8 protein-coding genes are annotated in these 16801 nt (G+C 41.2%); 3 read left to right on the forward strand and 5 right to left on the reverse strand.

The annotated features are described in order from the left end of the window. Positions 1-57: 57 nt before the first annotated feature. Genes QQL36_RS05185 through QQL36_RS05205 form a run of 5 tightly spaced genes read right to left on the reverse strand, consistent with a single transcriptional unit; the run spans position 58 to position 12209 of the window. On the reverse strand, positions 58-843 hold the full coding sequence (locus QQL36_RS05185) for a hypothetical protein (RefSeq protein WP_321569203.1): 786 nt from the start codon (positions 841-843) through the stop codon (positions 58-60). Between the two features lie 11 nt (positions 844-854). Next, the gene (locus QQL36_RS05190) at positions 855-8216 is read right to left on the reverse strand and encodes a hypothetical protein (RefSeq protein ID WP_321569204.1); all 7362 of its coding nucleotides are present in this window, start codon (positions 8214-8216) and stop codon (positions 855-857) included. Between the two features lie 30 nt (positions 8217-8246). Then, positions 8247-8678 (reverse strand): hypothetical protein, encoded by a 432-nt coding sequence (locus QQL36_RS05195; RefSeq protein ID WP_321569205.1) that lies wholly within the window; start codon positions 8676-8678, stop codon positions 8247-8249. Then, entirely contained in the window at positions 8675-9772 is a 1098-nt protein-coding gene (locus QQL36_RS05200; protein WP_321569206.1) for a hypothetical protein, read from the reverse strand. Before QQL36_RS05200 ends, QQL36_RS05195 begins: the two co-directional genes overlap by 4 nt. A 7-nt stretch (positions 9773-9779) precedes the next feature. Beyond that, positions 9780-12209, reverse strand: a complete 2430-nt coding sequence (locus tag QQL36_RS05205; RefSeq protein WP_321569207.1) for a hypothetical protein — start codon at positions 12207-12209, stop codon at positions 9780-9782. Between the two features lie 689 nt (positions 12210-12898). Here QQL36_RS05205 and QQL36_RS05210 point away from each other — a divergent pair. From QQL36_RS05210 to QQL36_RS05220, 3 genes are all read left to right on the forward strand, one after another. Further along, on the forward strand, positions 12899-14719 hold the full coding sequence (locus QQL36_RS05210; protein WP_321569208.1) for a hypothetical protein: 1821 nt from the start codon (positions 12899-12901) through the stop codon (positions 14717-14719). Positions 14720-15088: 369 nt separating this feature from the next. Next, on the forward strand, positions 15089-15979 hold the full coding sequence (locus tag QQL36_RS05215) for a type IV toxin-antitoxin system AbiEi family antitoxin domain-containing protein (protein ID WP_220388880.1): 891 nt from the start codon (positions 15089-15091) through the stop codon (positions 15977-15979). A 1-nt stretch (position 15980) separates the two neighbouring features. Next, positions 15981-16781, forward strand: a complete 801-nt coding sequence (locus tag QQL36_RS05220) for a nucleotidyl transferase AbiEii/AbiGii toxin family protein (RefSeq protein ID WP_083730186.1) — start codon at positions 15981-15983, stop codon at positions 16779-16781. Positions 16782-16801: the final 20 nt, after the last annotated feature.

A 16801-nucleotide genomic window follows, 5' to 3' on the forward strand; every position in this document is an offset into this window, starting at 1 on the left:
GTTTTATTCTTTATTAAAGAATTTAGTCGCATAACATATATCCTTTAACTACTGATGTTAATACCTGACTAATTCATAGTCATTGATCGCAGATGTAATCACTCCGCTACGGACATGAACATATTTATCCATCCGCAACAACGGCGCTTTTGCAATCCCCATCTGCCAGTTGTTTATTTTCATCACAACCAGCTTATCCTTTGTATGGTCAGTGGCACGCAAAGGATCCGTCATCCGCATATCTGTCTGTCTGATCGTGCCAGTACTATCAAATAATAAATTGTATTCTCTGCAGCTCACATGGGTATCATTAAACAACGTGACCTTTGATAATCCACCTTTATCCGACCTTGATACATGATATGATTCCCTGGCGATGTATTTATTCTCCTCATCCAATGGTGAATTAAATGGAGAATTCACTGTTTTGTGTGGAGCCAGAAAGATCTTTCTTGTCGCGTGATCTACAGTAATAAAGCATTCTGAAAGAGCAATCATTTCCTGTTGACCAATTCGATAATAAGCCGTACTATCCTGCCTTGTATAGAAAAAGTCAGCCTGCATATTATTGCTTGAATCAGCCAGATCCTGCACAGCATAAGACCCGCTTAAGGTGTATACCTTCAATGTATCCAGCTGGTGCAATACTTTCGACATATCTGCCAGCGTGGCTATTTCTTCTTTACTGAGTTTGATGCCTTTGGGAGGAGCAAAAAGCTCCTCCATTGACATATCTTCTTCTTTAGCCGGTGTACTCACCCACTTTCTTACACCTGCAATAGCGCCAGCTGCTACTACCGTCACCAGGCCAACAATTACTATTTTCTTATGTATATTCTTCATGTTATTAGCAATTAAAATGGACTATACCTTATTTGAGAACGGTTTTCTTTAATAGTCATGATACCACGTTCTGTCTCCTTCTTAGTCCGTATCAGTGCACCTTCTTCATCATATTCATAGAATGTAGCATAGTTATTTTCATCCAGTTCTGCCATCAGCCACTGGGTTTTATCACTATACACATATGACTTCATCTGACCATCGAATGGGAAGATCCTGATATCATCAATTCTCAACCCTGCACCGGTGATACTGAGGCTGAAACTGCCCATTTCGGTAGTGCCTATCCAATCTTTGGAGATCGTACCTTCCATGAGTTTCCAGCCTTCTACAGCTGCTTTCTTCTTCAGTGTTACAGTATGTGCCCCATCATTCACTTTTACAGTGAGGCCTGGCGTGGAAGCCGGACCTGCATTATCATACACCCAAACAGAAAAAACATAATCCCTGCCCGGAAAAGGACAGAATCCTCTCAGTCCCAGCCAGGATGCCGGCTGACGGTAATATTCACCAAACTGGTTATTGGCCAGGTAAATACCAGGAGTATGTTCATAAGAGTATACATAACTGGACAGGTTAATACCAGCTGCAGGGAGCTTTAGGCTATAATTACCCGTATGCGCTATGGTTTCATCAAGGTTGCTGCTGCCATATACATTGTATATGTTGAAATTATCAGGTTTGCAGATGGCATTGGTAATATTTAGTGCATTGAACCCATAATCCTCAAATGCATCTGTGTACATTTCCCGCTGCTTCATATTACCTCCCACTGCCAGCGGTTTTGTTTCTTTAAAACCAAACCTGGCAGCACTATAGATATTCAGGGCATTTTTACTTTCTACTTCCTGTGATTGCCTGTCATACAAAGTGCTGGTAGTAGCTGTTACCCAGTTTGTACTGGTAGAGGTATTCCAGCTGGCATCATACCACCAGAATGGATAGAAGCCAGGCAGGTAGCCGTTATTACGGATTTCAGGGTTCACCGTATTATCAGTGACCAGGGTTTGTCCGGAGCGGTTGGCCATCCATACTTTTTGTTGAGATGGCAGCCAGTTACCAAGGTAACCATTTACATATGGGTTTAACACAACGCCATTCGGTATAGCAGGGCAGCCCAAAGGTTCAGCACAAACATCCACCTGACCTACTGTACAATTGAATTTACTTTCTACCACTTCATTGCCAACAACATCTTTTACATAAGTAAAATAAGTCTTGCCATCCTGGAAATCGGCCGTGGTGAAAATAGTCGTTGGCGTGATACTGGTATTCACAAGCTGCTCAATGGTGTTATTATAGACCTCTACACCGACAGCTCTTGCATCTAACTCATTTTGTGCTTCTATACGGATCACGTGTTGACCTGCTGCCAAATAGATGGGATATACCTTCCATTGATGGTATGCCTCCTCTACAGCTCCCATATCAGATATGTACAGCACGTCATCTATATAAATTTTAGCACTATTATCTACACCATATCCCAGGTAATAAGTCCTGGTCTCTGGTACTTTCAGACAAGCCTTTACTCCTATCCATTGATTACCATAATCACTATTTAACCAGAATCCTACTGTATTTAATCTGCCACAATAGCTTGCGGAACTTGAAACAGATACACGTGATTGAGAAGTCGCGCAGGTATCTGTACCCCAATAATTGCTCTTGATCGTAGTAACAGGTATCCCCAGTTCATCATAGATGATGGCTCCCTCTTGGCTGTATTCAGACCACTTGCTGCCATTTGCGATATTCAATCCCGCACTGGTATTAATAGTACTACTTGAAGGATTACATGCCTGCCCATCCGCACTTGGTGTAAATCCATCCGGACAACTACCTTTAGGCCTTGCCAAACCACAGGTCACCATACCATCGCATAAATTCAAAGCCTGTCCTGATGTACAGCCATAATTTTGCCCTAAATTATTGCCATAACCATCTGTATAGAAGATCAATACATCCGTTCTGTCAAGCAGGTCAGAAGAAGTAAACAAGGTGCTGATCTTACCAGGGTCACCTTCTTTCAATGTGGCCAGATCCATATTATTATATATATCAAGTGCCACTGATTGATCGCCCTTACTACTTGCCGCATCAAAGCGAATGGTATGCTTACCTGCTGTCAGGTGATAAGGATAGATCCTCCATGCCTCATGGAAGCTTTCGCTAGCCCCCCGGAAACTATCTACCTTGGCGCCATCTATATACAAACGCATCAGGTCATCAGATCCATACCCAAAAAAGTAGTCCCCTTCAGTAGGAACGGTGATACAAGTGGCTACCCCAAACCAGCGACCTATATCCAGTGTTTTTAACCAGATACCGGTTTTACTCAACCGGTCACATCCCACACAGTTATTGCCTCCCATCCAGTAAGCACCGGTACTGGTAGCAATTTGCTCCCTGGTGTCTTTGTCAAAAAAGAATGCTCCTCTTTTACCATATAACGATGACACATCGCCATGTACAAGTTGGAATAATTTGGGAGCAGTGGTGTAATTCGCTTTGATCACACAATCACCATTAGGTCCTTCATTATAACCAGTCGGACAACTTTTGATATTACAATCCGCTTCCTGTCCCCATGCCTCCTCATATAATACTGCAGAAGCATTGATCACCTTTAACCTTGTCAGGTCTTCATTATTAAGTGCTACCAGTTTTGTTCCTTCGACAGGATTTTTCAAACAGGTAATCACAGTGGCCTCGTTATTCAGTACGTTTCGATAACCAGACCTCACTACTTTTACATTTCCTGCATATCCTTTCACTACCCTTCCCACACCATCTATCACTCTCAATGCACTCGTACCACCAGTGGATGTGGGAGAATTCACTACCCATAACTGGTAGCCATTACCAACATCCACCAGTTCATCACCAGCTGTTAAGTAAGGAGAATAAGTACCGGAAACAACAGCATTCCCGTCTGTAGAGAAACCAGACAGCAGCATACCCATATTCTTATAAGCCATCCCCATACGACTATACATCCAGTAAGCAGGGATACTCAGGTTATAAACAGGATCATTGAATTCATTCTGTGTCTGGGTCAACACAGGTTCCCCTGTATATTTATCATACAACAATGTTTGTGTAGATATACTGGAGCCATTTATCCGCTTTTCTATTTTGGATACAGTCCCATAATATTGAATTGTCTTTACAACACTGGCAGAATTAAAGGACCTGTAATCCGTATTGCTATTCCATGGAAAATGCGGTACTGGTATAGGCCATGGGCCAATTGCCAAAACATCAAAACCAATATTGATGCTTCGACCAGTATTATACAGTTCACTGGACCGCATGTCTGCAAACACATCCACCTCTCTGCCAATCACCTGGTTTTTAGTGATCTGACCATTATTATCCACTACATCCACTGTATTACTGATACGATAAGTTCCACCCTCTTCCGTTGAATTATAAAAATATTCTACAGCAGATACCTCATCGCCCGATTGGTTAAATTCCTGATCCAGCTTAGGTTTTCCATGCATATCATTCAGGATCAAAGCATATCCCTGCGACATTGCCAGCTCATAAGTGGTACTGCCACCGAAGAAATTAGACCACCCGACAGGATTATGCAGGTAACTTTCCAAAGGTGTTTGTTTCACGACAACAGGATATTCTTTGGATGTATAGAATTCTTTGGATGTATAACCAGCCTTCAACGAAAGATTATAATCCTTGTCATAATTATATACCGTCACTTTTCGGTAGCCCACAGACGGCGCCGGGAATAAACTTTCTCCCATAGGTTGTTCCAGGTAGAAGTAATTGCTCAACCCCCACTTTACATCCTGTGTATAATTGACAGGCAGGTGCATGGCATTTTCATCACCACCTAATGAAGGTTCAAAAGTAGCTACGCCACTACTGATCGTTTCACCGTTTTCAGTAATTGTGTATTCATATCCCTGCTGATAATAGTAATCACTCTGCTCCCCATCCATACGGGACCAGCCATCACTCAGTGAAAGGTAAGATACCCTGATACCACCTCCCAGTTTATGTCCATCCCGTCTTACTAACCTCGCCATGCACTTATTGAGCTTGACGGTATTTGCAAAACCTTTCTTATAAGCACGTTTATTGAAATTGGTGGTCAGCTCCCCCATTGTTTTCAACGCATTCAGTAAAGCTGATATAACAGCTTTTACAGGCTTATCGTCGTTGATACGGTTATTATATCCCGGGTATGCATATCGCTGGTATTCCAGGCGCATCCGCTGCCAGGCTGCACTAATAAATGGATTCACACTGACACCTCCATCTTCGTCATCCTCAAAAACGACGCTTATCTTTCTTCCATCTTTGGTCGCCGTTTTTACTTTACCATACGCAGAAACAAAATCAAAATGATCATCCGTTGTAATCGTAGGATCATCCGTCATATTCACATAGAATTTTGCATACAGGTAATCAGATCCATTCAGGTATTTCTTTTTAAAATCGGCAGTGTTTTGTATCGTACTACCTTCATCACTTGCAGGCACCTCTATTTCTATTCCTTTAGCATCTTTAAAACTGTTCGTTTCTCCACCATTCGTTATCAATTTCGTGACTCGCGCCATTTGCATTGCCCGCTGGTCCTGTACATAGGCATAGTCATCCGATTCATAACCGACATTGATAGTTCCTCCCGATGGTAGCTCTATGGTTGTCAGCTGATAAGTATCCGCATTCTCCCACCTGGAGTCATAATCTGATTTGGTGTATGGAAACTCCATATTGTCCATCTCACCAAAACCAGAATTTTCATTATCTGAACTACCTTTATACATACCCCAACGGTCAGTACTCAGGAAAGCATAATCAGGGTTATTACCATAATTGAACCAATACGGATGATAGGTACCACCAGTAGATGACCTGTAATTAAAATGTACGGAGTACAGGGTGAGTTTACCATTAGCTCTTGAATCACTGTTAGGCGTGTTATGACAAAGAATAGTTGAATTATTATAATTGAATACAATCGTCTTCTTAGGTGTTTTTAAATCCCCCCTGGAAAATATCTTGATCGTATCCAGTCGTTTTTGCCCTGAAGCAGCAGACATTTTATTCCCGAGGGAATCTACTGCCTTCGCATCCTCCCTGTCACTGGTAATAAAATAAGCAACTTCATCTTTGGATTCAATAGATGTAATGTACCAGAGTTCCTTTTCACCATATACAAAAGATGCTTTATTATCGTCAGGATCAGCATTCAGACCACGGTGAAAATTCGCTTTATTGGGAGCTACCGGGGTTCTCCAGCTATAGTTAGTGGCTGTCCTGGTATAATTAAATTTAACGGCAGTACCTCTGTCATCTTCAGTAATACCATCCCCTGTCAGATCTACATAATCAGGTGACAGGATCTGTGTTAGCAGCCAGGATGTGGCATAAGCAGGTTGTTCTTCCCTATGATAATAATTATCAGTTTTCTTAGAATCTGCATGTCCAAATCCTGCTGTGCTGGGAATTGTAACGAGATTCGTAGTTGGATCAGGCGTATTCGTTGTTGCAAAAGTGTACTCTACCTGCTTTTTATTATAAACAGGAATACCATAGATCATCCTTTTACCATCGTCACCCATGACTGTGAACTCAGAAATGTGTTTCGCTTTTCTGAAATCACCTTGTCTGGCATCGGAGGTAGGGCTGAGTTTACTATAAGCATCAGGACTGAAAGCTGCTTGATCCGTGTTCACAGGAAGAGGAAAACTCAGGATCTCTTTGTCAAACCCCGCGGTTCTGGCTTCATCTGCTGTCAGCGCCATAATAGCTGTATGACGTACCTGGCGGCCGTCTTTCCTGAGTGGAGTACCGGATATTGATTTTGATTTATCAGCATTGCGTAATACACCAGTTGCTTTTTTGCCACTCAGCGGCACATTTACCGCATCATCACCCAGTACACGATTATAAAAAGTAGGATCAGCTGATTCTTTCTCACCTACCTGCTTGAAATAAGCAGATTCTTCGCTTTTACCATTGGTGGCAGCGAAGTCTCCATTGGCAAGGAAGTTGTTGCCATCCACCCATTTGCCATTAGAATTAGTTGCAGTCTGGTTGTATATAGAAGTACCGGCATGTCCATAGGCACCTACGCCCACTTCAGCGCTGGCAGAATTATTTTCCGTAACTTCTTCGGTAGCATTGTCAAAAAACACGCCGGTACTATTACGATATAGGCGAAACTCACCACTACCTGCCTGGTTGGTATAAGCAAATAGATCGGGGGTGGCAATAGGCAATGGCAGATTTTTCAGTTCAGGTATAACAGGGTTTTCTTTTTCACGCATGAAATCCATCAACGCATTCTTCACATCTTTTCCCTTATCAGCATACAGGAAACCATAAGCAGGCATACTACGCACTTTATTGGCGATCTTTCTAACGGTCTTATAACCAGATCCTCCAATACCACCAAATGCACCTTGTCCTGCAGGGCCTGCATCCAGGCTAAATGTAAAACCGCTGGAGGTAAAAGGAACATTCGTCTTTGGATAAAATGCAGGCGTATTAAAACTGATAGAAGAACCGATCCCGTTAATACTGCTACTACCACCATCCGACTTTTTAATGGACTTAATTGTACCATCCTCATTTTTAATTTCCTCTATTTTAGTACCCTTCACAGAAAAAGAAGTACCTAATGTCAGATCCTTCAATCCTTCGCGGGTATTGTAGCCGATACCTACAGATGCTTTAATGCTGGTAGAATTATAGTCATTAATTTGTTTTGTAAAAGACAAAGAGATACTAGGCGTTACCGTTACCCCACTCTGTGTACTGGATGTAATCCCCACATTTAAACCAGGTGTAATAGCCCCCCCCGTGAATTTAGATAATGACAAACCTGCATTGACACCCACTGATGCACCAACACCTGTATAGTTATCATTAAACACACCTACTGACAGGGAGCCACTCACCATACCACCAAACACTTCACCTCTTACACTGGCCATACCGCCATACACGATTTTCTCTTTCATATCATCATGTGTCACCACCTGGTCTCCATAGCTATCATCTGCCACACCTCTCAGCTGACGATTGATGGCACCTACATTCAAACTCCAGCCAAGCCCCACCCAGCTGGCTTCATCATCCATACCGGTACCTGATCTGTAACTCAGGTTGAGTGGGTAACCACCCACACTGCCCAGTGGAACATTGTATTTAAAATCCCCGGTAAACACGTCTACCAGGTCATTGGTATTTGCCGGCGTAAAGCCTCTTGCTTCTGGTTGTACAGGTCCGGAAGTAAGCGCATAAGTAGTTGCGGGTATTAATCCCTGCGTTGTTAGCAACGCAAGGAAAAAACAGGCAATCCGCTTACGGGCACGAATACTACTGATTATCATATCTTCAGTCTTAAAAGTCCTTGTTAGTAATTATTGCTGCTTAAATGGAAAGCTGATAATGTGACTGGTAAATAACCAATCCCTGAAAACGACACGTCTCAACGTATCAGCTGTCTCTGGCCGGTCAAAGACCAGCATATATTGTATACCATCCAGGTTACCATTCGCCATACGCACAGCATCCAGCGCAGGCAGGGTATCCTTTCCATTTACCATATAAAAAAGAGAATCGACACCGTAGTTAAAACGACTATCCGTTCCGGATGGCAACTTTTGCCCATTGATGGCTTTTACGACAAACATGAAGTACATTGTAGAGGCATCCTCTTTCTTTTCTTTCATGCTATGCAGGTACATCCGGTAATCACTCATTTCCCTTTCTGCTATTACAGTTGATGGCTCACGCTTTTTGCATGCAGCCAATAGTAACAGCAATGCCAGTATAGTTACTCCAGCTCTCATTCCGCTTGTTTATAAATGAATCTTAATTGTTTACGCGTACCGTCCGGCAATTTCACATCCATGATGTAGTAATACCCATCTTTGAAACTGGTATTGTCTGTCAGGTCAATGGTCACCTCGTTGTATCCTTTGTCAAGTGATACAGTAGGGAGTTTCTTCACAGTCTGATCAGGCTTTGTCAAACAGCGGATGCTGTAAGTCAGGTCAGCTTTCGCATAGTTATTTTGCAAGGCAAATAATAACTGTCCTCTTGCGATATAGAAGTTACCTCTGGTCAGGTCATCAATATTTCTGAAAGCCTCTACTGGCAAGGTGGTCGTATCTTTTTCACAATCCACGGTGAAAGACCAGATCTCTGACTGAGCCAGTATCAGCTCGTTCTGATAAGCAGTTACCTGCCATGCATATTGTTTACCTTCTACCAGCTCATTGGCAATAGAAGGATATAACAACATGGGCATAGGGATATCACGTTGATTGATAATAGCGAGATTCATACGCAATGCTTCAACCGGCTGTTGTCTATCCTTTACTTCTACCAGCAACAGGCGGTATTGGGCACCATTCACTGAAGGGATCAAAGGCTGCCAGTTGAACGAAGGGCGCTTATCACAGATCTTGTCTTCATCATATGGAGATATCAACTGCATATTGGTAAAGGGCTCCAGTTCATAATTGAAACATTGTTCGCCCAGCAATTCACTATTGTGGTTTCCCCCTTCATAGAGTTGAAAGCAGTATTCATAATCCCCTTCAGGGAAGTAACCACTCTGGCGGATGATTGTAGCGATCTTATTATTGCCAAAGCCTACAGCGGCATGATAAACGGCAGCTGGCGGTATAGTACCACTACCTGGCATGAGCTGAAACTGTGGTACATCAATGGTGACCACCGCACCAGCTTGTGCTTCTGTCACTACAATACGCAGGTTGGCAGTAGTCGTGCTACCCGTATTGCTGATACGTACTTTATAAATATTGTCGATTGATCGACCCTGTACCTCTGGAATAAATGTGAAAGTGTATTGGGCTTTGCCCTGCAGGCATAACATACCAAACAGCGCAGTCATTAAAAGTCTAAGTCCATTCTTCATATTGCTGTTATTTTATCAGGTATTGTACTGCCATAGCAGTATTGAATTTTCCGTAGTAATAGTTGGCGGAGGAGTTGAACAGGTTTTTTCTTACATCGGCAGATAGACTTACATTCCAGCGCTTATACAATTGAGTCGCCGCCTGCTGACGAACACCAATCTGTTCAACCACATCAACACTGTTCATATAGATCAGCGAGCTGCTGCAAGTTGTTTTTTTACCAAGGGTATATTGATAACCACCTTCTGTATTCAGGATATTATTGTACACAGCTGCGTTATTGACATCACGGCTATAGCTTAAGTTGACGATCACCATACCAGGACCGGCTACGACTGTCTGGGCAGAACCTATGTTCAGGAACAATGTTTTCACAGGCAGGTAATTCAACTGCTGAATACCCAGCGTGGAACTATTGCTGAATACATGACCATCGATCTTGCCATTTACCTGGGAAGTGAAGGTGATCTTGCGGTTCATATAAGCAGTGGTCTTATCTTCACGAAGAGAACTTTGTAAGAGATTCATCCCAACAGTTACTTTCTTTGTAAAGCGGTAGCGGCCGTCCACCGCATAGGTCATACTGGTTCGTTTCGTACTGGTGGTAGCAGAAGTCGCAAGGTCACGAATGTCAGTACGTACACTTACGGTCGCTTTATTTTTCTTCCAGGCTCGTTTTACATAAAAGCCATATTGCATGGTACCTCTGCTGGCGAAAGGAGCGCCGGGATTTACATATCCCAGACCGGAGTAGTTAACATATACCTTATGGGTCATGCCCCATTCCTTCACACTACCATTCAAAGTAAGACCTACAGATGCAGTTGCCCATAGATCGTCCAGCAGGGCACCGGCAGCAGATTTGGAAACACCTGCAGCATCAGAGGAATTACCATAGGTACTGCTGGATTTAGAGAGCGTCACATCAAGCGTCCCCAAAGAACCCAGGCTTACTTTCTCCCCGACAGATCCCACAAATACATTCCTGCTGATGGCGGAAGTATTGAAACCACTATTCGTTTGAGCTTTTGAGTTAGCATTCAAGGCAGAGAAAGAAGTACCACCTTTACTAAGTGATACACCTTGCATACTGTAAGAAGTCTTACCAGTAGCAGATTGCATCCCAACATCCTGTATACCCAGTTCGCTGCTGTTACCTGCGAGGAGACTGATGGCTTTATTATCTTTGAGGAAAGACCCTGCCACACCAGACATAAACAAGCTATTTGAATCACCCACACTACCCGCTTTCAGGGATTGCATGTTCGCCATCATCTTTTGCAAAAAGCTCATCTGCAAAAGTTTTCCGCCCATTTTAGCCGTGTTCTCATCTTGCTGCATCCAGTTTTCGATGTTCCCACTTACCTGCTTCTGGTTGCCCAGCAACTGGTTCATTTCTTTCACATCACCTATCTGGCTTTTCAATGCCAGCACTTTACGGTAATATTCAGACTGTTGATATCGTTTGTATAAAACCTGGTCATTACTATCTTTTGAAGCAGCTAATAGTTTGGCAGAATCGGCAGAAAAACTGATAGGCGAGGAGGAGCCCATGATAGACTGGCGTAGCTGTGCGGTATCATAATACATGAGCTGATCACCATTGATCTTATTTTTCATGCCTTCCTGTTCGAGCGCTTTTAGGGAGGAAGTTGCATAAGATTGCATGCTACTTTTGATATCCAGGTCTTCCAGGAAGTATTTCTTTAAATCATAGTTCTTCGTCAGCTGGCTGTTCACATCACTCAAATAAGCTTCCCTGTCAAAAGAGAACTGTACGAAATGAGCATCATTGAGTGAAGGGCCGGCATAATTATAACCGGATAAAGTGGAGTAATTAATTTGAATGGGGATACCACCTAGTTTTACAACATCCTGTACCACACCTTCATTCCACCAGCCGGACATCATAGCGGTAGTATCCATATAAGTAGTGGTCCAGGAGACACCTTTTAGTTGGTTCTGAGGTTTGCCTGGTAAGCTAAACTTACCACTGACGGGGTTGTTGTTCCTTAACGCATAAAAACCGCGCAACTTATTATCGATATAAGAAGCCGTTTTGGAGCTATCCTTCATATCATTGAACATGGTTTTCATACGTGCCATACCGATTGTACTCTTACCAGATTCAAGGTATTGGGTAAAAGCTCCTTTGGCAGAAGAGTTCATGCCACTTAAGCCTAATTTGCTGAAAGGAATACTATCAGGAGTAGGTGCACTTGCATGTATACTATCTGGTCCTGCCCGCTGATTTACAGCCGTAATAACGGCCTGTTTCAAAGCTGGCTGACTTAACAACGCACGATCTCCCAGGTCGGAAGGAATGGTGTCAGGGCTAACGGGTAAAAGGGATAGGTACGGCTCACCGGCAAATGCACGGTGCCCAAGCATTACCAATAGTAGGCAACAGACTACCGGTAATGCCTTTTTCAGCATTTTACACATGATTTAAAGGTTCAAACAGTAATGGAAATCATTCACGTCCCCCAAGGCATTTGAATAATAATTAAATACTGCAGTTAAATAATGGTACAAACAAAATAGCATACGTCATTACAGAATATCAAAAGATCAGGGATATCGTACAGAATCTTTGATATTTTAATCGGGCTATCTTTTCGTAGGTATTACTCTTAATAATTAATGCAAATAAAAAACAAATATCAATAGGATTATAATTTTATACTCAATTTTTATAATGACTAATATCACCTTTCATGGCCAATTTTGGCGGCTTATACTGCTAAAATGGTGAACACCATTAACTTTTATAGCCGAAACCCTTAAACACGCCTTTCACCGACCTGATTTTGTCTTTGATTTTTTATCAGAATTTTTAAATTTCCCGACTCTCATGTCTTTAATTGTTTACAAATATTTATGTAAGCATCACTATTAAGGATAAACATTAAGTAAAAGCCGAGAGTTTTTTTCATCGGTTAATGCACAATAATAGTTTTTGCGCGGTGAACTAGGATAGTTAGTAACGAACCTGGTTTCCCCTACAGGCATTCTGCGTAGCGGCATACCCATCCAATTTTATTTAAAAAAACGCCCGGAAAATCATTTTTCTTTACCGTTTATTGTCATATCATTGTCCCTATATTTTTAATTATCCCATACACATGAAATTTATTTATCTCTACTTGTTAACACTTTCGATCAGCATTCCCAGTTTAGCCCAGCAAAAATCTTCCGTAAATTGGGGGGAGGACATCAAACTTAAAAAAGGCTCAACAGACCTTAAAGTAGTTTGCACAGACAATACAGGCATCTACCTGGAAGAAGCCCACATAAAAATGAAATCTTATTTTGTGGTTGGCGCTACCTTCAGAGGATCGGGAACGCTTATAAAAATGAACGCCAACCTTTCAGAAATTTACCGTCGCAACTATAATAAAGATCTGCGTGGTAAAGAATTTGAACAATTTTTCCCCTTAGGCAATGACTTGTTCATTTTTGCATCCTCCTATAGCCGGGGAGACAGAATGCTTGAATTATTCGCAGCAAAAGTGAATAAAGCATCCGGCGATCTGACTGTAAGATGGCAACGGGTGGCATCCTTCCAGCAGGAATCAAAGAAGGATAAGATTGAGTTCAAACTGACCTACAATGCTGACAGCTCAAAGATGGTGCTGGTGAGCAGTATACAGGGAAAAGAAATGAACGAGTACAAGGTGCAGGAGTTTGACAGTAAACTGAAGGGTGCTAAACCTGTGGTGATCTCAAATGAATTTGAAGCAAAAAAATACCAGCTGGAAGATGTGATATATACTATCAACCGAAAGATAATCCTGGTCGGTCGTACTTATGAATATGAAGAAGGTAAAAAGAAAAAGGAAAAGTTCCTCGACTTTAACCATTACAATATTCGCGTGTATAATGAAGCCGGCAAACAGGAATCAGAAATTAATACAACCGTTAATGGTAAATGGCTGAGCAGTACCAAATTGCTGCAGGAAAAGAACCAGGACCTGATACTGGCTGCATTCTATAGCAATGAAAAGAAAAGCCGGAGAGTAAATGGGCTGCTGGTGCAAAGGATCGATGTCAATACAGGGAAAGTGATTTCCACAATCGATAAAGCCATTAATGATGCAATGCTGTCTAATGGTGATAATGTAGAAGATGATGATAAGGAAGATGGTAAGGAAACTAAAGACAATAAGAAAGACAAAGAACGCAAAGACGCCAAAGAAGATAAAGACGCTAAAAACAGTAAAGACAGTAAAACAGCTAAAGCAGGGAAAGAAAACACAAAAGATGGTAAGCAGGATACCAAGGAAGAAGGAGAAGGTTTCTCCCGGTACATGCAGTTCAGAAAGATCTTCTACTCCTCAGATGGTGGGTTGATGATACTGGCTGAATCTTTTGATACCTATACTTATACTACTTCAACTTACACACCAGGTACAAATGGTGCCCCCGGACACTGGTCATACACTACCTACAGGGTATATTCAAGCGGTGACTTGCTGATGTGTAAAGTGGCGCCCCAGGGTGAAATTGACTGGTTACAGGTATTACCTAAATCTCAGAGCGAAAGATATGCCGTTGGCACAACTTCAACCGGTGGTGGTGCAACAATTAGCGGTTTCAGTTTCTTTTCTTCTTTGAAAATGCCATTCTATTCAGGATTTGGTGTGGTCAGATCTGGTAATACCATTAACCTTGTGCTGAATGATAATCCTAAAAATGCCGGTGTAACTCAATCCGGACAGAAGGTAAAGTCTGTTACGCGGTTTGGTAAATCAGATTGTTTTATGATTTCCGTTGATGAGCTGACAGGTAAGATGAGCCGTAAGATGATTTTCAATAACAAGGAAATACCTACTGCTATGCCAAGGAAAGGCGTCGTATTAGGAAATAACCTGTATCTGGTAGGACGTAATGATAGGATGTTTGGCAAAACGAAGATCGCTGTCGGGAAAATATCAGTGAAGTAAATTTAAAGGCCTGGCTTTCTCATTCAGAAAGCCAGGCTTTTTATCATAATCTGAAGGCCTTCAGATCTTTCGACCTGAGGGCTTAAAGCTTGCGGGCAAATAGAGACGAAGTTCGAACCAGTTCGCAGATGATTTGTCTGAAATTCAGGCATTCATTAGGCAAAGTCATTCCCAAACAAAACTATTAGATGAATTGAAAAATCTCATTGGGATTGAGAACAATTAAGATTAACCCAGTGATGATTTTATAAAGCCTCATTTCCGATTATCAGCGGAAAATTCACGATTTGAAACCAAGGGCACACTTTCTCATTGACAATCAACTTATTAGATATCTTGTATCCATTTGGGGACTTAAAAAGTCCCCAAATGGATACAAGATATGTGTTTAGAGATATTTCATATCTTTGTGGGGACTTAAAAAGTCCCCAAATGGATACAAGATATAAGACTATATCAAATAAGCCGGCAGAGTTAATAAAACACTTTACTGATTTAAATCAGCCTGCTTTTACGTTTAGCGAAGCTAACGAGCTGCTAAATTCATCTTCTAAAGAAGCTGTTAAGAAACTAATGCGCGATATGGTAAAACGTGAGTTATTGTTACGTTTAAAAGATGGGGTTTATTGGATAATTCCGTATGAACAGGAAGCAAAAAACTATTTCCCCAATTGGCATATGGTCGCAAAATACTTGGTTGGTAATAATAAGTATTATATAGGGTATTACAGTGCGATGGAAATACATAGTCTGATCACACAGCCATCATTACTGGAAAGAATTGTAGTTAATCAACAAATCAAACCATCATTACTGAAAATTAAAGATGCAAAATTTCAATTCATCTATCACAATGCAAATCATTTCTTTGGTAATAAGCAAATATGGATAGATAGTTTTAATAAAGTTAGCTGTTCCGATCTGGAAAAAACTTTTGTCGATTGCCTCTATAAACCTGACTATGCGGGAGGTATCACCGAAATTGCAAAGGCACTATATAAATCCAGGGATAAGATAGATTACCAGAAACTTTATTTTTATTGCGAGCAGTTTAAAGCCCAGTCTGTAATTAAAAGATTAGGTTTTTTGCTGGAACTACTGGAAATTTATAATCCAATTATAGATCGCTTACAACAATTAACATCAAAATCTATTATCCTCCTGGAGCCTTCTTATGAAAAGAAGGGTAAGTTGGTCAGTAAATGGAGCATTCAACAGAATATAGAACCAAAAGACATTACTTCACCCATATTTACGTAATATGATTCATCCAAAAGAGATTAATGCAGTTGCGTCACAAAACAAATTAAAAGATACACAGATAGAAAAAGACTATGTACTTAGCTGGTTATTATTTGGGATTTCGGAAAATTCTTTCTTATCCGCTAACCTGGTATTCAAAGGAGGTACCGTTCTAAAAAAAGCGTATTTCCCAGACTATCGTTTTTCTGAAGATCTGGATTTTACTTTAATAGATAATAACATTACCAATCAACAATTATTAAATGAATTTGAGAAGGTATATGCGTTTGTTAAAGAAGAAGCCAATATTACTATGCGGTTTAAAGAAAGTAATGTACATGTAAATGGAAGTATAGGATTCTATATAAATTATATTGGCCCATTGCAGGCAAATTTGAATAGTAGAGATGTGAAGATTGATATTACAAGAGGTGAGATACTTGAGTTTCCTACCGAACAGAAAAGGATCTTTATCCTATACTCCGATCTTCCGGAAGAATCGTTCTCATTACAATGCTATTCATTGTCTGAGGTGTTAATTGAAAAGATGGCTGCTTTAATGGGGCGAACAGAGCCGCGAGATTTATATGATTTCTGGTATCTGAATGAATTAGAGCGGATAGATACTAAATATCATAAACCTGAATTTGAACGCAAAGCACGGAATAAAGGCCATAACCCAGCCGAATTTGAGAAAAGGGTTTTAGTAAAAGAAAAGAATCTGGAACAGGGCTGGCAAAGGAAACTAGAAGATCAGGTCTACGATCTGCCAAAGTTTGTTGATATTTTCCGTGAATCTAAAAGATATTTAAAATTATAAGTTTGCTCAGTAGACTATTT

The organism is Chitinophaga sp. LS1 (assembly GCF_034274695.1).
Classification (GTDB): domain Bacteria; phylum Bacteroidota; class Bacteroidia; order Chitinophagales; family Chitinophagaceae; genus Chitinophaga.